Below are 23,819 nucleotides of genomic sequence, written 5' to 3'. Positions count from 1 at the left end.
AGGTGATGCGAAAAACGCGAGCAACAGCGGGGGCGTTGCTGCGACTGATACGCCAAACGCCCACAGCACACACTCTCCAATCGAGCAGGCTGCGGGCGTCGCTGCAATCCGCAAAATCAGGTTAAGGGTTACTATAACGGCTCAGAGGCGATTTGTCAAGCCGTTGGCGCAACGGTATGCAGGGGTCGGGAGACGACCCCTCAAAGCAGAGGTGACGGAGTCTGATGGGTTAGGGAGGGCAGGTCTGAGACCTGCCCCAAATCCGTGGTGAAAAACCTGCGCTCCTGCGCTCCTCACTCAGCCGCACTGGAGAGCGGCTTGCCAGTGATCGCGCGCACCGTCTCCGGCTCAGGCATCTTATGAATATCCGGGTAAGCGACCGTCCCGTGCTCGCCGATGTCGAGACCGAGTTCCTCCTCTTCGGGCGACACACGCAGCCCAATCGTGCGCTTGAGGATAAAGAAGAGCAGGAAACTCGTCAACGCACACCATGCGCCGATTGCCAGCACACCGACGATCTGAGCGATCAACAGTTGCGGACCGCCGCCGGCAAACAAGCCGACCGTGCCGGTGTTGCCTTCAATCGTTGCGAACAGACCGACCGCCAGCGTGCCCCAGACGCCATTCACCAGGTGGACCGGCACCGCGCCGACCGGATCATCGATCTTGAGTGATTCCATCCACTTCATTGAGATCACATAGAGCGGACCGGCGACCAGCCCAACGATGACCGCATCGAGCGGGCGCATGTAGGCACAACCTGCCGTAATCGCCACCAGACCGGAGAGCACACCGTTGAGCGTCGCGCCGAGTTCCGGCTTGCCGCTCTTGAGCCAACTGGCAATCATTGCGCCCACAGCGCCGGCTGCCGCCGCCAGTGTCGTCGTAACCGCGACCAGCGCAATCGCGTCTGCATCGCCCTGCGACTTGAACGCCAGCTGGCTGCCGGGGTTGAAACCATACCAACCAAGCCAGAGGATGAAGACGCCGAGACCGGCAAGCGCCGCGCTATGACCGGGAATCTCACGCGGTTTGCCATCGGGACCATAGCGCCCCATGCGCGGACCAAGAAGCCAGGCGCCCATTAACGCCGCCCAACCGCCGACGCTATGAACGACGGTCGAACCGGCGAAATCGGTAAAGCCCCAATCGCCTGTGGTTGTCGGATCGTAATCGTTGAGCCAGCCGGCGCCGCTCCATACCCAGTGCACCACCACCGGGTAGATAAGCACCGAGATAACCACGCTGTAGATCAGATAGGCGCTGAACTTCGTGCGTTCCGCCATCGCACCGGAGACGATCGTCGCCGCAGTACCGGCGAACACCACCTGGAACAGCCAGACCGCGAGCGTCGGCACACTCCCTGCCTCGCGCACATCGCCCAGGAAGAACTGATCAGATCCAAAGAAACCGCCAACGCTGGCGCCATATGCGATCCCCCAGCCAACCATCCAGAACGCCAGTGCAGCCACGCAGAAGTCCATCAAGTTCTTGAACATGATGTTGATCATGTTCTTGGACTGGGTGGAACCCGCCTCGACAAGCGCGAAGCCCGCCTGCATGAAGAACACCAGGAACGCCGCAACAAGCAGCCACATAGTGTCGGTGACCACGCCCATTTCCGCAATCGCGGGGTCGATCTCCTGGGCAAAGGAGGTGCCGGTTGTGCCGATCAACAGACCGGCAAGCGCGCCAATGCCGAGCATGAGTTTTGTTCGTCGCCTGACCATACCTTCCCTTTCTCCTGTGTGATGGATGTATCTCACGCTGCCACACCGGTGCAAAACGCAAAATAATCCTGCGGCGCGCGCGGGCGCAGGATGCTGCTTCGTTGCACCGGATTGAGCGCGTGGGCTTACGATATGCTGAAGAGTACGACAGAAACGGCGTGAAGGCTACGTCCAGTTCATATGAAATATCCGGTTTCGATTTTGTCTATTTTATACAACTAAAAGACATTTGTGCATATTAATTTGCTGCGTTGCCTCGTATAAAATAGACAAAAAAGCAGGACCGTTGAGGTGCAACGGTCCCGCCTCACCGTACACCGGCGCTGCTCCCGCCTATGCGTCGAAGTACATGAAGAACTCGTAGGGATGTGGTCGGATCGCCACCTGAATCAACTCGCGCGAGCGCTTATAATCCAGATAGGTTTCGATCACATCCGACGTGAAGACGCCGCCTTCGAGCAGGAAGGCATGGTCGGCTTCGAGCGCATCGAGCGACTCCGCCAGCGAGCCGGGGGTGCCACGAATATGCGCTTTCTCTTCCGCAGAGAGTTCGTAGATATCGACATCAAGCGGCGGCGGCGGCTCGATCCGCTTCTTAATCCCGTCGATGCCCGCCATGAGCATGGCAGCGAACGCCAGGTATGGGTTGCAGGTCGGATCGGGCGCGCGGAACTCAATACGTCGCGCCTTCGGCGAGTCCGAGTAGGTCGGAATGCGAACCGCCGCCGACCGGTTGCGCTGGGAGTAGACCAGGTTGATCGGCGCTTCAAACCCTGGCACCAGGCGGCGGTAGGAGTTCGTCGTCGGCGCACAGATCGCCAGCAGCGCCGGAGCGTGAGTCAGAATGCCGCCGATATACCAGCGCGCCGTGTCCGAAAGGAGCGCATACCCTTTCGGATCATAGAAGAGCGGCTGCCCTTCTTTCCAGAGGCTCTGGTGACAGTGCATCCCGCTGCCATTGTCGCCAAAGAGCGGCTTGGGCATGAAAGTAGCGGTCAACCCAAACTCGCGCGCTGTGTTCTTGACGATGTACTTGTACTTGATGAGTTTATCCGCCATGTTCAGCAACGAGTCGAAGCGCATATCGATCTCGCATTGACCGGCGGTTGCCACTTCGTGGTGATGCACCTCAACCTCAATCCCCGCCGCCATCATGTTGAGGGTGATCTGCGAGCGAACATCTTGCAACGTGTCAAGCGGCGGACAAGGGAAGTAGCCCTCTTTGTAGCGCGGGCGATACGCCAGATTCTTGCCATGCCGGTCGGCCCCGCTGTTCCAGATGCCTTCATCGCTATCGAGGAAATAGTAGCCAAAATGGCTGCCCTGATCAAAACGCACATCGTTGAACAGGAAAAACTCAGCTTCTGGTCCGAAGTAGGCAGTGTCGGCGATGCCGGTGTTGCGCAGATACTCTTCCGCCTTTCGCGCGATAAAGCGGGGATCGCGCGTGTACTGTTCGCCGGTGATGGGATCGCGAATGTCGCAGATTAATGCCAGCGTCGGGATTTTCAGCATCGGGTCGATAAACGCAGTGTTTGGATCGGGAACGACCAGCATGTCGCTCTCGTTGATTGCCTGAAAACCGCGGATCGATGATCCATCAAAACCGATGCCGTTCACAAAATCATCTTCTGTCAGTGCGCTCGCAGGCAATGAGAAGTGTTGCCACGTGCCCGGGATGTCGGTGAAGCGCACATCGACCATCTTGATGTCGTGCTCCTTGATCATCGCCAGGACGTCTTTTGGTGTCATGCCCATTGAGTCATCCTCCCAGGATTGTCATGCGCTGCGTCGTGCGCAACGACCAAACGCAGATGACGGACATGGTCATCCGCGTTGCATCGTTGCAGGACACGCGCCAGGAACGTTCAATACTCCGAATTATAGAAGGCGACAACCGTTTGCGGTAGGGCGACTCGGTACGAAGATCGGCGGGAATAGTTTGGATAGAATAACTAAACGAGGGAGGGATGAAGGATGAGGGATGAGGGGGTAGGATTCACTTTCTCTTGCACCCTACACACCTTTCCCATTCCATCTTTCTTGTCGGCAATGATTCACGCGGCGCCGAACGCTTCCGCCTTCTCGCCTGCTCACAAGGGTGGATTTTCCAGATGTGCAGCGCGTTTTCGTCGTCTCGACGCCCGTTTTCCCCTCATCCCTCCAACCCCCTTCTCCCACAAGGGAAGAAGGGCGCGGTGGATCGAGACGGCGCTGCGCCGATATACACGGCATAATCGCCACTCGTCGCGTCGTAGAGGATGGGAGAAGCGGACGTTGGAGCGAGGCGGCGCCTGCGCTGAGCCTGCCGAACCACGCCTACACCGGACGTCCAAATGCACTCAAGCAGGCAGCGTGACGCCGTGCCCGGCATGGATCGCCCCCAGATCGATGACGCCGCCACGATAGGTCATACCGCCGACGAAGGGGTTCTCTGCCAGAAAAAGGGGCGTGTCCAGGTCTACGAAAGCGAAGCCGCCCTGACCGGCGGCAAAACAGGCAGAGACGGTCATTGCCAGAAACGACTCGACCATTCCGCCGATCATCAGGCGCAAGCCTGCAACGCGTGCAATCGCGGCGATGTCGAGCGCTTCAACAATGCCACATTTCATCAATTTGATGTTGATCACATCAACGGCGCCGGACTGCGCCAACCGCGCAACATCGGCGGCGCTCGATGCGCTTTCATCGGCGGCGATGGGCACACGGCGCGCGGCGGTCAGACGACGCAATCCGGCTTCATCATCCTTCGCCACCGGTTGCTCGAACAGGACCGGAACAATGCCGTGAACGCTCAGCATATCGAGCAATCGAAGCGCATCATCGGCGGTATAGCCGCAGTTGCCGTCGAGGATCAGGCGCGCATCCGGCGCGACATCCCGGATAGCGACAATCCGCGCCAGGTCGTGTTCCATCGTGCGGATCGTGGTGGTCTCTGGATCGCCGGCGCCGATCTTGATCTTGATCGTGGTGACGCCGCGCGCGACAATCGCCTGCGCCGCGCGCGCCGCCGCCGCCACGCTGCCGATGGTGACGGTCACATCCGTTTCCAGGGTCGTCGCCATGCCGCCGAAGAATGCCCAGAGCGGCAGGCGCGCGCGGCGCGTCAACGCATCGAGCAGGGCAGTCTCAATGGCGCAACGCGCCGAACCGGTCATGCCAGGAATAGCGGGGAGCGCCAGCGCAATCCGCCGCCACTCGCGCGCGTCGGCGCCTTCGACAATCGGTTGCGCCGCCAGGATCGCCGCGCGCGCCGTTTCCTGCGTCTCGCCGTTGAACGCCGGAAACGGCGCTGCTTCGCCGTAGCCGCGCGTGCCGTCCGTCAACTCGACGGTGATCAGCAGATTGTGCGCCATTTCCTGGGCGCCGCCGGCAATGCCGAACGGTTCGTGGAGCGGGATGTCAAGGGGGGTCACGGTCAGAGAGCGAATGGTTGTGGGTGTGGTCATAGGTGTGCTGTGCCTCGCTGCTGAGTGTACATATGCAGAGATCATAAGTATACTTGATTGGTTGGGGTTAGGGGTGACGAGAACCGAGAACTGAGAACCGAGAACCGAGAACCGAGAACCGATACTCATGCGCGGTCATTCGTGCCACACTGCCAGGGCGCCGACCCGCGCGCTGCGCCGCGCTCAGGGGGTGAGGAGATTGCTTCGCCCGGCTGCGCCGCGCTCAGGGGGTGAGGAGATTGCTTCGCCCGGCTGCGCCGGTCTCGCAATGACAGCCCACCCCGGCACGCCCGCCGGGGCGCCGACACCCGCGCGCCGCGCTCAGGGGGTGAGGAGATTGCTTCGCCCGGCTGCGCCGGTCTCGCAATGACAGCCCACCCCGGCACGCCCGCCGGGGCGCCGACACCCGCGCGCCGCGCTCAGGGGGTGAGGAGATTGCTTCGCCCGGCTGCGCCGGTCTCGCAATGACAGCCCACGCCGGCACACCCGCCGGGGCGCCAACCCGCGCGCTGCGCCGCGTTCAGGGGGTGAGGGGATTGCTTCGCCCGGCTGTGCCGGTCTCGCAATGACTGCCCACGCCGGCACGCCCGCCGGGGCGCCGACACCCGCGCGCTGCGCCGCGTTCAGGGGGTGAGGGGATTGCTTCGCCCGGCTGCGCCGCGTTTAGGGGGTGAGGGGATTGCTTCGCCCGGCTGCGCCGGTCTCGCAATGACAGCTCACGCCGGCACGCCCGCCGGGGCGCCGACCCGCGCGCTGCGCCGCGTTCAGGGGGTGAGGGGATTGCTTCGCCCGGCTGCGCCGGTCTCGCAATGACAGCTCACGCCGGCACGCCCGCCGGGGCGCCGACCCGCGCGCTGCGCCGCGTTCAGGGGGTGAGGAGATTGCTTCGCCCGGCTGCGCCGGTCTCGCAATGACAGCCCACCCCGGCACGCCCGCCGGGGCGCCGACACCCGCGCGCCGCGCTCAGGGGGTGAGGAGATTGCTTCGCCCGGCTGCGCCGGTCTCGCAATGACAGCCCACCCCGGCACGCCCGCCGGGGCGCCGACACCCGCGCGCCGCGCTCAGGGGGTGAGGAGATTGCTTCGCCCGGCTGCGCCGGTCTCGCAATGACAGCCCACCCCGGCACGCCCGCCGGGGCGCCGACACCCGCGCGCCGCGCTCAGGGGGTGAGGAGATTGCTTCGCCCGGCTGCGCCGGTCTCGCAATGACAGCCCACGCCGGCACGCCCGCCGGGGCGCCAACCCGCGCGCTGCGCCGCGTTCAGGGGGTGAGGGGATTGCTTCGCCCGGCTGTGCCGCGTTTAGGGGGTGAGGAGATTGCTTCGCCCGGCTACGCCGGTCTCGCAATGACTGCCCACCCCGGCACGCCCGCCGGGGCGCCGACCCGCGCGCTGCGCCGCGTTCAGGGGGTGAGGGGATTGCTTCGCCCGGCTGCGCCGGTCTCGCAATGACAGCTCACGCCGGCACGCCCGCCGGGGCGCCGACCCGCGCGCTGCGCCGCGTTCAGGGGGTGAGGAGATTGCTTCGCCCGGCTGCGCCGCGTTCAGGGGGTGAGGAGATTGCTTCGCCCGGCTGTGCCGGTCTCGCAATGACTGCCCACGCCGGCACACCCGCCGGGGCATCGTAGGGGCGCCCCTACCAAACCTTACCCTTACCGCGTGACCAGCGGCAAATACACCCGAGTGAGGCCATACCGCGCGATAAAATCGGCGAGCGGGTTGCCCCCTGCATTGAAGAAGTCACCACCTGCCAGCAGGTCAGATCCCTGCAACGCAAGTGCGCGGACTCCGCCGTTGAGTCCAGTCGTGCCGCCGCTAAGCAGACCGCTCCACGCCGTCCCATCCCAAACGGCGATGTAGTCGGCAACAGGATTGTTTCCCGCATCCGTGAAGGAGTCGCCGACCAGCACCTCCGTTGCCACACTACGGCGCGCTGTGGTACATTATACCGATGACCTGTGAACATCCGGCATGGTCACCCCGAGCAAAGCGAGGGGTCTTGCGCGACCCGCTCAGATTCCTCGCTGAGTTTACCCTGAGCGAAGCGAAAGGCTCGGAATGACACGAATGCGGCATCGTCAATCGTCATTGGTATTATTCGGGAATGATACACACCGGTATGATTGACCTCGACGATCTCCTGGCGGTCGGCGGACGATTGACAGCGCCTCCGGTTACGCGCCGCTTTACCGGTTTTTCGTATGACTCGCGTCTGACGGGCGTGGGCGAATTGTTCCTTGCGTTGCGCACTCCGCGCGACGATGGGCATGCCTACATCACCGACGCGCTGGCATCTGGCGCTGCCGGCATCGTCTGTGCGACGCCGCCGACGGAGAGCGCCAACGCAACGGTCATCATCGCCGACGATCCGGCGTTGCTCGCGGCGCGTTGGGCTGCGGTGCGCTTGCGCCAGGTTGCGCCGCTGGTCGTTGGAGTGACCGGCAGCGTCGGCAAAACTTCGACAACCCGCGCCATCGCTGCGGTTCTGGCAGGCATCGCGCCAACCTTTCGCAGTCGCCGCAGTTTCAATTCGCTGATCGGATTGCCGGTATCGCTCGCGCGCCTCCAGGACGATCACCGCTTCGCGGTGCTGGAATACGGAACGGCGTATCCGGGCGAACTCCGGCGCCTGACGACGCTGTTTCCGCCTCAGATAGCGGTCGTGACCTCTGCCAGCCCGATGCGTTTATCGGCATTCGGCTCGGTGGCGGGGCTAACGCGCGAGTTTGGCGCGCTGGTTGAGGCGCTGCCTGCCGATGGTTGGGCAGTGCTCAACGGCGATGATCCGACAGTGGCGGCGCTGCGCGCGGTGACGCTGGCGCAAGTGCTGACATTCGGCGCCGGCGGAGGGTGTGATCTGCGCGCAGAGACGCTTCGGTTCGGTCTCGACGGCACACAGGTGCGCCTGTCCTACGGCGGCGCATCGGTTGATGCCGCCATTCCGCTGCTTGGCGAACCGGCAGTCGGCGCAGCGTTGGCGGCAGTCGGCGTGGGGCTGGCGTGCGGAATGAGTCTGGAACAGGCGGCTGCGCGGCTGGCGCACATCGAGCCGCCTGCCGGTCGTCTGCGTCCGCATCCGGCGCGCAACGGCGCGATACTGCTCGACGACACGGTCGGCGCAGAACCGGCGGCGATGCTGGCGGCGCTGCGCACCCTGGCGGCGCTCCCGGCGCGCCGCCGGATCGCGGTGCTCGGCGATCTTCCTGCCGATAGTGATGATCCCCGCAATGAAAAAAACGTCTGCACCGCCATCGGAACCCTTGCTGCGCAGGTCGCCGATGTGTTGATCTGGAAAGGGGACGCCGGAACTTCGGTCATCCACGCGGCGCGGCAGATTCGTCCCGACCTGCCGGCGACTATCGTACACACGATTGCGGCGGCGCTCGAAGCCGTGCCTTCCGACACTGGCGAAGGCGACCTGATACTGGTGTGCGGCGGCGCAGCCGCGCGCCTGGAACGCCTGGTCGCCGCGCTCGTCGCTCCTTCAGTGAATGTCGCGCAGGCGCTGGTGCGCCAGGATGCCGGTTGGCGCGCCGCGCGCATCGCCGACCCCGCCCGGCCAACGTGGGTGCGCGTCGATCTGGACGCGATCCGCGACAATGTGCGCGCGCTGCGCGCGATTGCCGGCGTGCCGCTCATGGCAGTCCTCAAGGCGGATGCCTACGGTCACGGCGCGGTGCGTGCCGCGCGCGCGGCCCTGGCCGGCGGCGCAATGGCGCTGGCAGTGGCGACGCTTGGCGAGGCGCGGACGCTGCGGGAAGCCGGAATTGGCGCACCCATTCTGGCGCTCGGCTACACGCCGCCATGGCAGGTGGCGCAGGCGGCGCGCCTGGGAATCGTGCTGACGGTCTTCGACCCAGACACGGCGCGCGCGTGTGCGGCTGCGGCAGCGATTGGATTGAACGTTACGATGCACGTCGAGGTGGATACCGGCATGGCGCGCACCGGAGTGAGCGTCGAGGAGTTGGGACCATTTTTGCGGTTGCTCACCGATCTGCCCGGTGTGCGCGTCGAGGGGTTGTACACCCATTTTGCCGATGCCGACGCTGCCGATCTGAGCGCCGCAGAAGCGCAACTTCGCCGCTTTTGCGCAACGCTGGACGCGATCACGTCTGCCGGATTGCGCCCGCCAATAGTTCACGCTGCCAACAGCGCGGCACTGTTGCGCCTGCCTGGGGCGCGGTTCGATATGGTGCGCCCCGGTATCGCGTGCTATGGGCTGGCGCCGTCACCACACACGCCACTGCCACCAACACTGCGACCCGCGCTTTCGTTCCATGCCGAGGTGGCGCAGGTGCGTGATCTTCCGCCGGGAGCGCCGGTGTCGTATGGCGGAACATTCGTCACCCGGCGCGCCTCCCGCATAGCCACAATCCCGGTCGGATACGCTGACGGTTTGCGCCGGGCGCCGGCATGGCGCGAGGTTCTGGTGCGCAGACGGCGCGCACCGATTGTCGGGCGCATCTGCATGGACTATGCGATGATCGATGTCACCGACATTCCCGGCGTTCGGCGCGGCGATCAGGTGACGCTCATCGGGTCGCAGGGCGACGAACGGCTCACGGCGGATGAGATTGCCGGATGGCTGGGAACGATCAGTTATGATGTGGTGGCAACCATTCTGCCGCGCGTGCCGCGAGAAGTCGGAGAATAAGCAACGTCCCGCACATCAGGGAAGCGGCGTGAACGCAACCACGGTCAATTCGACTGCGCCGCCGCCGTGCGTGCGACGAGCGCAATCGATCCGATCGCTACGGAACACGAGCGATTGCCAGTAGTCCACATTCTCCCAATTCGGGCGCAATCCCCATTCATAACGAACCTGTGCGGGATATCCCGACTGTGGATCGAACGTCACTTCAAGGTGAGTGGATACGCGACAGGTGCACTGAAGGGAAGACGGGTAGCAGAGACCTGACGGATGACCAAGCTGCTTCACCCAACTGAAGAGGCGAGGCACCGTCCAGATTGGCGGTTGCGCACACTGATTGAGATGCACCGTTTGCACGCGCTCGTCACGGATCTCGAGATCCTGCTCGCAAACGCCGGTGCGCGTCCGTTGCCGAATGAGCATCCGGTAGTGATGACGTGGCTGCGCATACCATACCTGCTCAGCGCGCATCTGCGCTTCGCGCGTTCCGGTTGCGCTGCTCCAGTTGATCAACCCGAACGCTGCCACCAGTACACCTACGAGCGCTAATCCCACACCTGCCAGCAACAGACGGAACCTCATAGGCGTAGCATTTCACGAGCAACAGCCCTGTCGGAGGCAGATCTGTTGCGTCTTATACCAATGACCTGTGACCATCCGGCATGGTCACCCCGAGCAGCGCGAGGGGTCGTGCGCGACCCGCTCAGATTCCGCGCTGCGTTTACCCTGAGCGAAGCGAAGGGCTCGGAATGACAGGCATGCGGCATCTTCAATCGTCATTGGTATTACCCGACGCCAAGATAGGCGTGCTGGACGAGTTTATTTTCACGTAGCGCATGGGCAGTGTCTGCCAGCACAATCTCCCCGGTCTGGAGCACATAGCCGCGATGAGCGATTGCCAGCGCCATCAGCGCATTCTGCTCGACGAGCAGGATCGTCGTGCCCTGGGCATTGATGTCGCCGATGATGCTGAAGATCTGCTCGACCAGCACCGGCGCGAGACCCATCGACGGTTCGTCGAGGAGGAGCACACGCGGACGGCCCATCAATGCCCGCCCGATTGCCAACATCTGCTGTTCACCGCCAGAGAGCGTACCGCCGCGCTGGTTGAGGCGCTCGTACAAACGCGGAAAGAGTTGGAACACTCGTTCCATATCCCTGGCGATCTCGGCTTTATCCTTGCGGAGAAAGGCGCCGATCTCCAGGTTCTCGCGCACCGTCAGGCGTGGAAAGATGCGGCGCCCTTCCGGCGCCTGAATGACTCCCATCTCGACAATCTTGTGCGGCGGCAGGTGATCAATCCGTTCGCCCTTGAAGAGGATCTCGCCTTGCCTGGGTTTCAATAGACCTGAGATCGTGCGCAGCGTCGTGCTCTTGCCGGCCCCATTCGAGCCGATCAGCGTCACGATCTCACCCTCTTCCACAACGAGGGAGATACCCTTAAGCGCATGGATATTGCCGTAGTACGTATGGACGTTTTTGAGTTCGAGAAGTGGCATAGAGAACCGAGAACTGAGAATTGAGAACTACGGGGTAGGGGTTAAGGGTGAGGGGTTCGAGCGCCTGCTTATCCTCAGCACCTTCAATCCCCACGCTTTGCCGGCGACCAGCCCTCCCTCCTGCTCCCCGAGAGCGCAGGCGTCTCGCCGGCATGCGGGCGCGACAGCCTCCACCTGCGACCTTCAACCTTCTCCCTGTCCCCTTTCACCTTTCCGCATTCACCATCAACCTCCCACCTGCTCCACCCCGTGGGCGGCGGCGCCTTTACCCAGGTACGCCTCAATCACACGCGGGTTAGAACGAATCTCTTCGGGCAAGCCTTCGGCAATTTTGGTGCCGTAATCGAGCACGGTGATGCGTTCCGAAATCGTCATCACCACGCGCATATCGTGTTCGATCAGCACCACCGTGATGCCCAGTTCATCGCGCAGCCGACGGATCAGATCGGTCGCCTCAGCGGTCTCCTGCGGATTCATGCCTGCTGTTGGCTCATCGAGCAGGATCATTTTCGGCGACGATGCCAACGCCCGCGCAATTTCCAGGCGGCGCTGATCGCCATATGGCAGGTTGCGCGCCAATTGATTGCGCTGATGATCGAGATTAACAAACCGGAGCAACTCGCGCGCGCGGTCGAGCGATACCCGTTCCTCGGCGCGAACCGACGGCGTCCCAAACAGAATCTGCCACAAACCAGCGTTCAGGCGCGTGTGCATGCCCACCAGCACATTTTCGAGCACCGTCATCGCATTGAACAGGCGAATGTTCTGAAATGTGCGGCAGATGCCCAGCGCCGTGATCTGGTCGGGACGCAAACCAGTAATATCTTTGCCATCGAACAGGATCGCACCCTTCGTCGGCTTATAAATCCCCGTCAGCACATTGAAAAACGTCGTCTTCCCTGCGCCGTTGGGACCAATGACGCTCACGATGCTCCCTTCGTCGATAGTGAGCGACACATCATTCACTGCGGTGAGACCGCCAAACTGCTTGGTGACATGTTTTGCTTCCAGAAGCGCCACAACAAACCCTCTCAACCTTCAACGCTTTGTGCAGACTCTGGAACCGCAGAGGACGTCTTTGACTCAGGGGCCGGTTCAGGCTCATCGTGGTGCAACTCCTGGCGGCGACGATCCTCCGGCAGCAAACCCTCGGGTCGGAAAATCATCATGATTACGAGCAGCAACCCGAAGAGCAGGCGCTGATACTGCGCCGGGTCGAACCACGATGGGATCGGCACGCCGCGCCGCTGGAGCGCCGCCAGTTCGCCGGCGATCCGCGGCAGCAGTTGCAGATCGAGCAGCGTGACAATCACTGCGCCGAGCATCGTGCCGGGGATGCTCCCCATCCCGCCGAGAATGACCATCGACAGAATGCCGATCGAGCGCAACAGATCGAACGTCGGCGGATTGATGAACGTTTGCAGCGCGCTAAAGATCACCCCCATCGTCCCGGCGAACGACGCGCCGACGGCGAACGCCAGCAGTTTCATGCGCACGAGCGGAATGCCCATGGCAATCGCAGCGGTTTCATCCTCGCGAATAGCCGTCCATGCGCGCCCAATGCGCGAATCGTTCAGGCGGTGAACGACGAAGACCGTGAGCGCGAGCACCAGCAACACCAGAAAATAGAAATAGAGTTGATACTCCTGCACCCGCGAGATCGTCATCCCCAGCGCCTGGAAGACCGGCTCGACGAACAACGGTGGACGTCCCACGTCCTTAATGCCCTGCGCGCCATTCGTGATATTGATCGGACGGTCGAGGTTCGTTGCCAGCACACGAATGACTTCACCCAACCCCAGCGTGACGATCGCCAGATAGTCGCCGCGCAGCCGCAGCACCGGCAGACCGAGGAGCACGCCAAAAAATGCGCCGACCGCCAGCCCGATTGCCAGAAAGAGCCAGAACCACGATCCGTGCAGCGGTTCCATCCCCGGAACGATGTTGGAGATTTGCGGCGTGCTAAAGATGCCCCACAGATACGCGCCGACGGCGAAGAACGCCACATACCCCAGGTCGAGCAGACCGGCAAACCCGACCACCACATTCAAGCCGAGCGCCAGCGCCGCGAACATGCCAGCTTTGGTGACGACATCGATGTAGAACGGGTTGAGCACCCCAAAGACCGGCATCACAACCGCGAGCAGGATCGTTCCGAGCGTCAACTTGAACGCCAGCATCGTCGGCGCGCGATAGATAATGAACATCAACAGCAAAAACAGAACGACGACCATATCAGTGCCAAGGCCGGTCGTCGGGTTGAGGAGCAGCAGCGCCGACACCACTGCGGCATACGCCAGGATCAGCGCATATGGCGCAGGACCGCGCCCCGCCACCGCGCGAAGTTGCGCCCAGAGCGATGCAGATTGACCGACCTGTCGATTGTCCGCTGTCATACCATCACACCTTCTGCGTCACCACTTCGCCCAGCAAGCCAGATGGTCGGAAGATCAAGATCAGAATCAAAATGCTGAACGCCACAATATCGGCATAACTCGCACCCGAAAACTGCCCGCGGGTGAAGAGCGAGAGATACGAGGCAACGAACGCTTCCAGGAAGCCAAGCACAATCCCGCCGACCATCGCGCCGGTAATGTTGCCGATGCCGCCGAGCACCGCCGCAGTGAAGGCTTTGAGACCGGGCAAGAACCCGACGTATGGATTGATCGTGCCGACGCGCATACCGAACAGAATCCCGGCTGCGCCGCCGAGCGCGCCACCAATGAGGAACGTGATGGCAATCACACGGTTCACATCGATGCCCATCAGACTGGCTGCCGGTCGATCCTGCGCCACGGCGCGGATCGCCTTGCCGAGTTTGGTGATATTGACCAGATAATTCAGCCCGATCAACATCAGTATCGCCACCACAATAAAGATCAACGAGCGACTATCGATGCTGACCGGAATCGTGCGCTCGTCAGAGATCGGCATTTGCGCCAACACCAGTGGTTGACCGAGGTCCGGCGTGCGAAACTGCGCATTGAACCCCAGCCCGGTGTTAACCGCAATCATGCGCATCACGTCCTGCAACACGAGCGAGACGCCGATTGCCGAAATGAGCGGCACCAGGCGCGGCGCATTACGCAGCGGACGGTACGCGACGCGTTCGATCGACATCGCCAGAACTCCAGAGACGGCCATGCCGAGCAGCACAGCGGCAATGACAAACAGAATCGGGCTGAGGGTCGTCAACATCCCCGACGATGCCAGCGCAGCGCTAAAAAAGGCGCCAACGAAGGCGCCAACCATGAAAATCTCGCCGTGTGCGAAGTTGATGAATTCGAGAACGCCATAGACCATCGTGTAGCCAAGAGCAATGGTAGCATAGAGAAACCCGCGCACCAGTCCATCGACGATCACCTGCGGCAGGATCGTGATCGTCCCCTGGAGCAGATCGATATCGGTGCGCGCCCCGCGCAACGCGAGCGCCAGCAGAATAACGATGCCGCCCAGCACAACGGCACTGCCGACGACGAACAGGAACACCTGAAGGAGAGGACCGAAGACTTCGCTCGCAAACGAGCGAAAGGAGCGACGGGTAATGACCAGCTCCGCGCCTGTCGTTGCTTCAACTGCCATGAATGTCGACTCTTCCCCTGCTTTTGATAAGACCCGAAGTGCTTCTGACAAACACTTCGGGTCAACTGCTCATCTCATCGTGGTCGATTGAAACGAACGCTCCTTACGGCGCTGCAATTTCGAGGCGCTTAACGACCGCATTCTTATTCCAGACATCCGCCGGAGCGCCTGATTCGGTGCTGACCTGGAGCACGAAGTAGGTGCCCTTCACCGGGTCGCCTTTGGCGTTGAACTCATACGAACCGGTGATCCCCTTGTAGGCGCCGAGGGTCTTCATCGCTTCGAGCACCTGCGCGCGGGTCGGCTTGCCGTTGGCAGACTTAGCGGCATTGGCAATCGCCTGAATGCAGACGCCGGCCGCATCAAACGCCTGCGCCGAGAACGGCGGCGCGGCTTCATTGTACTTCGCCTGGTAATCCTCGGCAAACTTCGCCGCATCAGGGAACTGACTGACCGGCGCAGCGACCGAAGTATAGTACATACCCTTCACCGCGTCCCCTGCCACTTCCAGCAGAACCGGCGAGTCGAGACCGTCCGGTCCCAGAAACGCCGCCTGGATACCGCGATCGCGCGCCTGCTTGAACAGTGGCGCCGCCTGGTCGTAAATGCCGCCGAAGTAGATCAGATCCGGGTTCGCCGCCTGGATGGGAGTCAGGATCGAGTCGAACACCGACTTCTCCTCGGTGCCTTCGAAGCCCAGCACCTGGATGCCGTTCTTCTCAGCGTTCTGGCGGAAGAACTCCGCCACGCCCTGACCGTAGTCAGTCTTGTCGTGGATGATGTAAACACTCTTGATGTTCAGTTCGGTGCGGGCAAACTCCTCACCCACGGCGCCCTGCACATCATCGCGACCGACGATGCGGAAGGCGTTCGGGTAGCCGCTCTCGGTGATCTTCGGGTTGGTATTGGCAGGCGAGACCATCACCAGGCTGGCGGACTGATAATCGGGCAGCGAGGCGAGCGCCACACCCGAATTCAGGTGACCGACCAGGCAGAGGATGTCATTGTCGGAAATGATATTCTTGGCATTGGCTGAACCAACCTCTGGCTTCGCCTGGTCATCGAACGGCGCCAGTTCGACCGTAAAGCCCATATCGGTCAGCGTCTTGCCAAGTTGCTCAAGCCCGAGTTCGGCGCCATTGCGAATACCGACGCCGAGCGCCGCCTGCGGACCGGAGAGCGGGCTTTGCGTGGCGATCTTGATTGTGCCCGTCATACCGGCGGCCGGCGGGGTGGTTGGCGCCGGCGCCGCCGTTGCTCCTGTTGGCGGGGTGGTTGGCGCCGGCGCTGCGGGAGGCGTGCCGCCGCCACACGCGGCCAGCAGCGCACCCAGCAACGCGAAGATGAGAAACGCACTGGCACGTTTCATCATGGTGCTTCTCCTTGTACGCTACGAGAATCTTTTACGCAGAGCATCTGTGCCGGAAATAACTGAACTGATTGCGGTGGCTATCCGCACTGAACCGCCTTGCGTCGATGCGGCGGTTGTCGGGAGATTCGAGCCTGCCACCTCCTTCTTTCCTGTGCTATCGCAGCCGCCCAGAACGAACGCGCTTGAGCATTCAGGCGGAGAGTTTCGACGATGAGGACATGCTGCATTGCACCTATGACCGCACCTGCCCGATTCTGAGCGCGACATGCACCTGCGGGCGAAGGGTGTATCCTCAACGCCGACAGGATGCAGTGACTGCCGGCTGCGAGGCAACAAGACCAATCCTCTGGCGTATAATGATGACAGGAGTGTACCCATATCAATCGGATTTGTCAAGTTTCGTCAAGGTCGGAAACTCGTAGGATAGGAGCGCCATGCACCATCAACGTTCCCCTTTTTTCATGGTCGCTCTCGGGGTGCTGATCGCGCTGGCGCTCATCGCCATCGGCGGCGTGAGCGGCGGGTCCGGCATGCCGGAGTTGACGCGCCGTTTTGCTGCGCAGCCTCCCGCTCCAGACGATCTGACGCTTCATCTGCCGCAGATCGAAGCGCCACAGGCGCCGCCTGATCTCCTGCGTGTTGTGGATGAACTGCACAACCGACTGACCGGCGGGCGCGTTGCGCCGGCGCTGACGCCGACGGTCGTCGGTCCGCGCATCGAAGTGCACGTCAGCGATCTGCGCCGCCGCGGTGAACAGATCATGGTGCGCGGCAGCGTGCGCAACATTGGAGATCGCGCGGTGACGATCCCGCCAGGCGCTTTTACCTTCCGCGATAGCCGTGGTGTGCGGTACGCCACCGCATCGAGCGGCGGCGCAATCCTTGCTCCCGGCGACGCAACCGACTTTGAGTTTACCGTCCCGGCGCCCGACGGTCGCGGGCTGATGCTCGTTGTCGATCTGCCCCCCGATCCGCCGATGGAGCAAGTGTTGCTCCTGGAGGTTGCCGGGGAGCGAGGCGGGGGGCGGGAGGCGGGAGGTGCGAGGCGAGGGGCGAGGGGTGAGGCGTGAGGAGCGAGGAGTCTGCCTGCCCACCTGCCCGCCCGCTTGACGCGCCAGGCACCCCATTGCCCCCTCTTCCCTCTCCCCCCCTCTCGCCGCTCCCCTCTCCCCTCTCCCCCCTCGCCGCTCCCCTCTCCCCTCTCCCCCCTCGCCGCTCGCCCCTCGCCGCTCGCCGCTCCCCCCTCGCCGCTCCCCTCTCCCCTCTCCCCCCTCGCCGCTCGCCCCTCGCCGCTCGCCGCTCCCCCCTCGCCGCTCCCCTCTCCCCTCTCCCCCCTCGCCGCTCCCCTCTCCCCCCTCTCGCCGCTCCCCTCTCCCCTCTCCCCCCTCGCCGCTCGCCCCTCCCCTCTCCCCCCTCGCCCCTCGCCGCTCCCCTTCCCCTCTCCCCCCTCTCGCCGCTCCCCTCTCCCCTCTCCCCCCTCGCCCCTCGCCGCTCCCCTCTCGCCCCTCGCCGCTCCCCCCTCGCCGCTCCCCTCTCCCCCCTCGCCGCTCCCCTCTCGCCGCTCCCCTCTCGCCGCTCCCCTCTCGCCGCTCCCCCCTCGCCGCTCGCCGCTCCCCTCTCGCCGCTCGCCGCTCCCCCCTCGCCGCTCGCCGCTCCCCTCTCGCCGCTCGCCGCTCCCCTCTCGCCTCTCCCCTCTCGCCTCTCCCCTCTCGCCTCTCCCCTCTCGCCTCTCGCCCCTCACACCTTTCTCAACATTCCCGCAACATATTCACAACATCCCCATGGTACACTGCGTCACAAACGAGTCGTCGATCCCAGTGGAACGATATTCCGATAGTGTCGATGGGGACAGGAATGACGCCAGTGCCGGATGGGCATCAGTTGCGCACCCATGCTCACTCAACGCACGGAGCGGTCTGTACAGCATCTGTCGCATGGGCGTCACCGCTTCCTTCAACCAACCCCCGCACAAGGCACATCGGATCACACCGTTCGATGTCCGGTTCAATCATCATCGGTCACACCAACGACTATTCCATCATCACAGGGAGGACACACACCCCATGAGCGACATGACCCCGGCAGTGTACTTTTCCCAGATTGTGCCACAGCGATTTGCTGAGGCGGTTGCAGGCGCATCGGAAGAGGTTCTCGCACAGCCCGAATTGACGGTGACCTACACAATCGAGGGCGAAGGCGATCAGGGCGGCGTATTCGGATTGAAAGTCGCAGGATCATCAATCGAATTCATCGATGGCGGCATCGAAGGCGCCGATCTCCAACTGACGCTTTCCTACGACAACTGGCGCTCTGCTGCGGAAGGCGATGGGCTTGAACCGTTCATCGACTACTTCTTGCGGCGTAAAGTCGAGGTGGTCAAGAACCTGCGTGGAATGGTCAAACTGGAGTTGACCCGCTCTGACGAGAGCCTGTTCGAGAGTGTCAGCATCTTTGGCGGTCAAAGTGAGCCTTCCGTCACGCTACGGATGACCACCGACGATTACCGGCAGATGTTGTCGGGCGAGTTGAACGGGCAGATGGCGTTTATGATGGGGAAATTGCGGTTTGAAGGCAGCCTGCCGCTGCTCATGCAGATCGGCGCGCTGAGCGGTTGACACAAAGGAGATGTGGGTATGATCTCGTTTACTCCATCGGAAGAACAGCAACTCATTATCGACACGGTGCGACGCTATGCGGCCGATCGCATGCGCCCCGCCGCCTACGAAGCCGATGAGAAGCGCACCATTCCGCAGGATATTATTGCCCGCGGGTGGGATCTCGGTCTGCTGCCAAGCGCTATTCCTGAGCAGTACGGCGGCTTTGGCGAGACGCATCAGGCGCTCACCGGCGCGCTGGCGGCGGAAGAACTCGGGTATGGCGACCTTTCGATGGCGCTCTACCTGATGACTCCCAACCTGTTTGCCATCCCTATCCTCCACTACGGCACTGAAGAACAGAAGGAGAAATGGCTCCCTCGGCTCGTGGAAGGCGGATTTGCGCCCTATACGGCGGCGCTGATCGAGCCGCGCTGGAGTTTCGACCCACACGCGCTCCATACCGTCGCCGAGCGCGAAGGGCATGTGTACGAGATCACCGGGCACAAAGCGCTCGTGCCGCTCGCCGCCGATGCGCATGCATTTCTAGTCTACGCTCGCGAGGGAGAGACGACACAGGCATTTATTATCGAGCGCGGCACGGAAGGGCTGGCAGTGCTCGAGCGCGAAAGCTTCATGGGCATCCGCGCACTGCCAACCTACGAACTGCGGCTGGACGATGTCCACGTGCCGGCATCGTGCCGGGTTGGTGGCGATCAGGGCATCGACATCGACCATCTGATGAACTATTCGCGGGTGGCGCTGGCGGCGCTGGCGGTTGGCGTGGCACGCGGCGCGTTCGAGTATGCGCGTGATTATGCCAAACAGCGCGAGGCCTTCGGCAAACCGATCGCCCAGAATCAAGCGATTGCCTTTATGCTGGCGGAAATGGCGATTGAGGTCGAGGCGGCGCGCCTGATGACGTATGAGGCTGCCTGGCATCTTGATAAAGGGCGCCATGCCGTGCAGCAGGCGGCGCTCGCCAAAGCATACGCCGACGAAATGGCGCTGATGGTGACCGACCGCGCCGTACAGATACTCGGCGGACACGGCTACATTCGTGAACATCCGGTCGAACGCTGGCTGCGCAATGGGCGCGGGTTCAGCACGTTCCTTGGGCTTGCGATGGTGTGAGGAGATGACCATGATCGATTTTGAGATACCAGCCCCGATCAAGCGCCAGGTGCAGTTTATTACGATGCTCGGCGAGCAGGTGATGCGCCCGGTTGCGCGCTACTACGATGAGCACGAAACCGAGCGCCCATGGGACTACATCAACCTGATCTGGCCCACGATCCGCGAGCGCGGCGGGCGCTCGTTCTCGGTCGACGATGGCAAAGAGCAGACGGATAAGGAGGGCAAGCCGCGCCCGCGCATCGGCTACCTGATGCTGGCGCACGTCGTCGAGGCGCTCTCGTGGGGCGATGCCGGGTTGTACCTCTGCACTCCCGGCGGCGCGCTTGGCGGCGCGGCAGTTGATGCAACCGGCACGCCGGAGCAGAAGGAGCGCTTCCTGAAGCGCTTCGGCGAGGGTGAGCCAAAATGGGCGGCAATGGCGATGACCGAGCCGCACTGCGGTTCGGATACCGCCGCCATCCGCACGACGGCGCGCCTCTCTGAAGACGGCACGGAGTGGATCCTGAACGGCGAGAAGATTTTCGTCACCGGCGGATTGATGGCGGCCAAAGAGTCGCGTGGCTTTGTCGTCGTGTGGGCAACGGTCGATCCATCGGCTGGACGCGCCGGGATGAAGCCGTTCGTTGTCGAAGCCGGTACGCCGGGGATGACCGTCACGAAACTGGAGCACAAACACGGCATCCGGGCGTCGGACACGGCGGCGATTGTGTTCAACGATTGTCGCATTCCGTATGATAATATCCTTGGCAGCCCCGAAGTCGTGAAAGGTGATACGGAACACAAGGGGTTCAAGGGTGCGATGAAGACATTCGACGCCACCCGCCCGCTGGTGGCGGCGTCGGCGCTCGGTATTGCGCGCGCTTCGCTCGAGTTTACTGCCGCATACCTGAAAGAGCGCGGGGTGAAGGTGCGTTATGGCGTCGCTCCTCATCTGCAAACCGCCGTCGAGCGCGACCTGATCCACATGGAGATGCAGCATCGCGCCGGCTGGCTCCTGGTGCTGAAAGCCGTCACCAAGATGGACGCAGGCGAGGAGAATGCGCTCGAAGCGTCGATGGCGAAGGTCAAGGCCGGTCAGGTGGCGACGTATGTCTCGCAAAAAGCGGTCGAGTTGCTCGGTCCCGAAGGGTATTCGTGCAAACTGCTGGTCGAAAAATGGATGCGCGATGCCCGTATCAACGATATCTACGAGGGTACCGGGCAGATCAATCGCCTGATCGTTGCGCGACGACTGCTCGGCTATACGAGCCGCGAGTTGCGCTGATGCGCGTAGCCTGTGCGGAGGTGAAGCAGGGGGCGTTGCTCAGACGTCCCCGCTTCTCTGTTTCTGTAAATCAAGGAGTCACCGATGACCCAGATCAAGAAAGTGGCCGTCATTGGCGCCGGTACGATGGGCGGCGGCATTGCCGCTCACTGCATCAACGCCGGGTTGCAGGTCGTGCTGCTCGATACGGTTCCCTCCAGCCTGACACCCGATGAGGAACAGCGCGGTCTGACGCTTGCGTCGAAGGAGGTGCGCAACCGCTTCGTCAAAGCCGGCCTGGAACGGATCAAGAATGCCCGACCGGCGGCGCTGTTCGATCCGCAGTCGATTGCGAAAATCGTGATCGGCAATGTGGAGGACGACCTGGCGTTGATTGCCGATGCCGACTGGATCGTTGAGGCGATCATCGAGCAGCTCGAACCAAAACGCGCCTTGATGGAAAAGATCGAGCAGGTGCGCAAACCGGGCAGTATTGTGTCGTCCAATACATCTGGCATCCCGATTGCTGCCATCGCCGCCGGGCGCTCTGAGGATTTCCGCCGCCATTTCCTCGGAACGCACTTCTTCAATCCGCCACGCTATCTCTACCTGCTCGAAGTCATTCCAACTCCCGACACCGATCCCGATGTCGTGGCAACCATCAGTCGCTTCGCCGATGTGACCCTCGGCAAGGGTGTGGTGGTCTGCAAGGATCGCCCCAACTTCATCGGCAACCGTATCTTTAGCTACGATATCGCTACGACGGTCGGGTACGCGCTGCGGAACGGCTATACGGTCGAGGAGGTCGATAGCCTGACCGGTGAGCTGATCGGCAGACCCAAGACAGCGACCTTCCGCCTGCTCGACCTGGTCGGCATCGATGTGATGCTCCACGTGCAACGCAATCTCTATGAGGCGCTGCCCGACGATGAAGAGCGCGAGGCGCTGAAGATTGCGCCCGAAATCGAGGCGCTGGCGGCAAAGGGCTGGCTCGGCAACAAGAGCGGCGTCGGTTTCTATAAAGAAGTGAAGGGCGCTTCCGGGCGCGAGTTCTGGCATCTCAACCTTCAGACGATGGAGCACGAGCCACCCAAAAAGCCACGCTTCGACCTCGTCGGCAAGGCGCGCAAGATCGAGAACCTCCCTGAACGACTGCGCTTCCTGATCGATAATGCCGACACGGATCGCGCCGGCGTCTTCATCCGTGAGACGATGCTGCGCACGCTGGCGTATGCCGCGCGCCGCATCCCGGAGATTTCCGACAGTATTGTGGATATCGACCGCGCTATGCGCTGGGGGTTCAGTCATCAACTTGGTCCGTTCGAGGTGTGGGACACGCTGGGGGTGCGCAAAACCGCCGAACGCATGCGTGAACGCGATATTGCCATTGCGCCATGGGTCGAGGAGATGCTGGCGAAAGGCGGCGAGAGTTTCTATCAGCGCGACAACGGGCGGGTCGTCGGTGTCTGGAATCCCATCGAATCACGTTATGTCGAATACACGCCACCAGAAGGAGTGCTGTCGCTCGACGATCTGCGCGCGCAGGGCAGGGAAGTCGCACGCAATCATAGCGCCTCGCTGATCGATCTGGGGGATGGCGTGCTCTGCTTTGAGTTCCACGCGAAGGTCAACGCTATCGATCCGCTGATCACCGAGATGGGCTGGAAGGCGCTCGAACTGCTCCAGGAAGATCGCTGGGTCGGCATGGTTATCGGCAATCAGTCGTCCGACTTTTGCGCCGGGGTCAACCTGGGGGTGGTGCTGATGGGAGTGATGGGCGGCAAGCCGGAGGAGTCGGCGAAATTCGCCAAAGGCACCCAAGACCTGTTCTTCCATTTCCGCACCTGTCCAAAGCCGATTGTCGCCGCGCCATATGGCCGTGTGCTCGGTGGCGGCGTCGAGGTCTGCCTGGCGGCGGCGCGACGGGTGGCAGCCGCCGAAACATATATGGGTCTGGTGGAACTCGGAGTTGGGCTGATCCCGGCGTGGGGCGGCTGCAAGGAGTTCGTCCGCCGACACGTTTCGCCACACGTCAAGACTCCCGGCGCCGATCCGCTCCCCTACCTGCAACAGGCATTCGAGACAATCGCAATGGCGAAGGTCAGCGAACTTGGCGCGGTTCAGGCAAAGCAACTCGGCTACCTGATGGACGACGACAGGATTGTGATGAACCGCGAGCGCCTTGTTGCCGAAGCCAAAAAAGAAGTGTTGCTGATGGTCGCCGAGGGGTACACGCCGGTTCCGCCGGAGGGCGAGCCGGTGTACGCCATCGGTCGGCGCGGCATTGCCGCCGTGAACGCGATGGTTTATGGCATGCGCCAGGGCGGCTACATCAGCGACTACGACATGACATTGGCGCGCTCGCTGGCATATGTGATGTGCGGCGGCGACCTGACGCAGCCGCAGTGGGTCACCGAGCAGTACTTCCTTGATCTGGAATTCGAGCAGGCGAGCCAATTGATCCAGCAACCGAAGACGCAGGAGCGGATCATGGCAATCCTGCAAACCGGTAAGCCGTTGCGGAATTAGGGGTGAAGGATTATCGGTCGCAGGAGCGTGACCAA

At 62.5% G+C, this 23,819-nt stretch carries 17 protein-coding genes; 7 read left to right on the top strand and 10 right to left on the bottom strand.

Annotated elements, in window-relative coordinates:
* Nucleotides 1-293 precede the first annotated feature (293 nt).
* The 3 genes from RCAS_RS09760 to RCAS_RS09750 all read right to left on the bottom strand — a co-directional run bounded on the left by RCAS_RS09760 (nucleotide 294) and on the right by RCAS_RS09750 (nucleotide 5,179).
* Complete coding sequence (locus RCAS_RS09760) at nucleotides 294-1,730, bottom strand: ammonium transporter (protein ID WP_012120417.1); 1,437 nt, start codon at nucleotides 1,728-1,730, stop codon at nucleotides 294-296.
* Nucleotides 1,731-2,063: 333 nt separating this feature from the next.
* Nucleotides 2,064-3,488 (bottom strand): type I glutamate--ammonia ligase, encoded by a 1,425-nt coding sequence (glnA, locus tag RCAS_RS09755; RefSeq protein WP_012120416.1) that lies wholly within the window; start codon nucleotides 3,486-3,488, stop codon nucleotides 2,064-2,066.
* Between the two features lie 584 nt (nucleotides 3,489-4,072).
* Nucleotides 4,073-5,179, bottom strand: coding sequence for a dipeptide epimerase (locus RCAS_RS09750; RefSeq protein WP_012120415.1), 1,107 nt, complete (start codon nucleotides 5,177-5,179; stop codon nucleotides 4,073-4,075).
* A gap of 1,204 nt (nucleotides 5,180-6,383) precedes the next feature.
* On the opposite strand from RCAS_RS09750, the gene RCAS_RS25110 reads away from it, so the two are divergent.
* Nucleotides 6,384-6,629 (top strand): hypothetical protein, encoded by a 246-nt coding sequence (locus tag RCAS_RS25110; protein WP_157042604.1) that lies wholly within the window; start codon nucleotides 6,384-6,386, stop codon nucleotides 6,627-6,629.
* 200 nt (nucleotides 6,630-6,829) lie between these two features.
* On the opposite strand, the gene RCAS_RS09745 is transcribed toward RCAS_RS25110, so the two are convergent.
* Entirely contained in the window at nucleotides 6,830-7,099 is a 270-nt protein-coding gene (locus RCAS_RS09745; RefSeq protein WP_012120414.1) for a hypothetical protein, read from the bottom strand.
* Between the two features lie 197 nt (nucleotides 7,100-7,296).
* Here RCAS_RS09745 and alr point away from each other — a divergent pair, with 197 nt between their 5' ends.
* On the top strand, nucleotides 7,297-9,831 hold the full coding sequence (gene alr, locus RCAS_RS23905; RefSeq protein ID WP_157042603.1) for an alanine racemase: 2,535 nt from the start codon (nucleotides 7,297-7,299) through the stop codon (nucleotides 9,829-9,831).
* A 15-nt stretch (nucleotides 9,832-9,846) separates the two neighbouring features.
* On the opposite strand, the gene RCAS_RS09735 is transcribed toward alr, so the two are convergent.
* From RCAS_RS09735 to RCAS_RS09710, 6 genes are all read right to left on the bottom strand, one after another.
* Nucleotides 9,847-10,410, bottom strand: a complete 564-nt coding sequence (locus RCAS_RS09735; protein ID WP_012120412.1) for a hypothetical protein — start codon at nucleotides 10,408-10,410, stop codon at nucleotides 9,847-9,849.
* Between the two features lie 203 nt (nucleotides 10,411-10,613).
* Entirely contained in the window at nucleotides 10,614-11,327 is a 714-nt protein-coding gene (locus tag RCAS_RS09730; RefSeq protein ID WP_012120411.1) for an ABC transporter ATP-binding protein, read from the bottom strand.
* Nucleotides 11,328-11,552: 225 nt separating this feature from the next.
* Nucleotides 11,553-12,347 carry an ABC transporter ATP-binding protein gene (locus RCAS_RS09725; protein WP_012120410.1) on the bottom strand — a complete coding sequence of 265 codons (795 nt, stop codon included), beginning with the start codon at nucleotides 12,345-12,347 and terminating at the stop codon, nucleotides 11,553-11,555.
* A gap of 11 nt (nucleotides 12,348-12,358) precedes the next feature.
* Nucleotides 12,359-13,723 carry a branched-chain amino acid ABC transporter permease gene (locus RCAS_RS09720; protein WP_012120409.1) on the bottom strand — a complete coding sequence of 455 codons (1,365 nt, stop codon included), beginning with the start codon at nucleotides 13,721-13,723 and terminating at the stop codon, nucleotides 12,359-12,361.
* A 4-nt stretch (nucleotides 13,724-13,727) separates the two neighbouring features.
* A complete protein-coding gene (locus RCAS_RS09715) occupies nucleotides 13,728-14,909 on the bottom strand; it encodes a branched-chain amino acid ABC transporter permease (protein ID WP_012120408.1) in 1,182 nt (393 codons plus the stop codon).
* A 103-nt stretch (nucleotides 14,910-15,012) separates the two neighbouring features.
* Nucleotides 15,013-16,281: a branched-chain amino acid ABC transporter substrate-binding protein gene (locus RCAS_RS09710; protein ID WP_012120407.1), complete on the bottom strand. Its 1,269-nt coding sequence runs from the start codon at nucleotides 16,279-16,281 to the stop codon at nucleotides 15,013-15,015.
* A gap of 434 nt (nucleotides 16,282-16,715) precedes the next feature.
* Between RCAS_RS09710 and RCAS_RS23305 the strand changes: the two genes are divergently transcribed.
* The 5 genes from RCAS_RS23305 (at nucleotide 16,716) to RCAS_RS09685 (ending at nucleotide 23,784) form a co-directional block, all read left to right on the top strand.
* Entirely contained in the window at nucleotides 16,716-17,351 is a 636-nt protein-coding gene (locus RCAS_RS23305; RefSeq protein WP_012120406.1) for a hypothetical protein, read from the top strand.
* A gap of 993 nt (nucleotides 17,352-18,344) precedes the next feature.
* On the top strand, nucleotides 18,345-18,896 hold the full coding sequence (locus RCAS_RS09700) for an SCP2 sterol-binding domain-containing protein (protein ID WP_012120405.1): 552 nt from the start codon (nucleotides 18,345-18,347) through the stop codon (nucleotides 18,894-18,896).
* A gap of 18 nt (nucleotides 18,897-18,914) precedes the next feature.
* A complete protein-coding gene (locus RCAS_RS09695) occupies nucleotides 18,915-20,009 on the top strand; it encodes an acyl-CoA dehydrogenase family protein (RefSeq protein ID WP_012120404.1) in 1,095 nt (364 codons plus the stop codon).
* 10 nt (nucleotides 20,010-20,019) lie between these two features.
* Nucleotides 20,020-21,276: an acyl-CoA dehydrogenase family protein gene (locus RCAS_RS09690; RefSeq protein ID WP_012120403.1), complete on the top strand. Its 1,257-nt coding sequence runs from the start codon at nucleotides 20,020-20,022 to the stop codon at nucleotides 21,274-21,276.
* 84 nt (nucleotides 21,277-21,360) lie between these two features.
* Nucleotides 21,361-23,784 carry a 3-hydroxyacyl-CoA dehydrogenase/enoyl-CoA hydratase family protein gene (locus RCAS_RS09685; RefSeq protein ID WP_012120402.1) on the top strand — a complete coding sequence of 808 codons (2,424 nt, stop codon included), beginning with the start codon at nucleotides 21,361-21,363 and terminating at the stop codon, nucleotides 23,782-23,784.
* Nucleotides 23,785-23,819: the final 35 nt, after the last annotated feature.

Origin of the sequence: Roseiflexus castenholzii DSM 13941 (genome assembly GCF_000017805.1) — a bacterium.
Classification (GTDB): Bacteria; Chloroflexota; Chloroflexia; order Chloroflexales; family Roseiflexaceae; genus Roseiflexus; species Roseiflexus castenholzii.
Note: the sequence above shows the minus strand (reverse complement) of the source record. Positions and strands in the feature narration are given on the sequence as shown.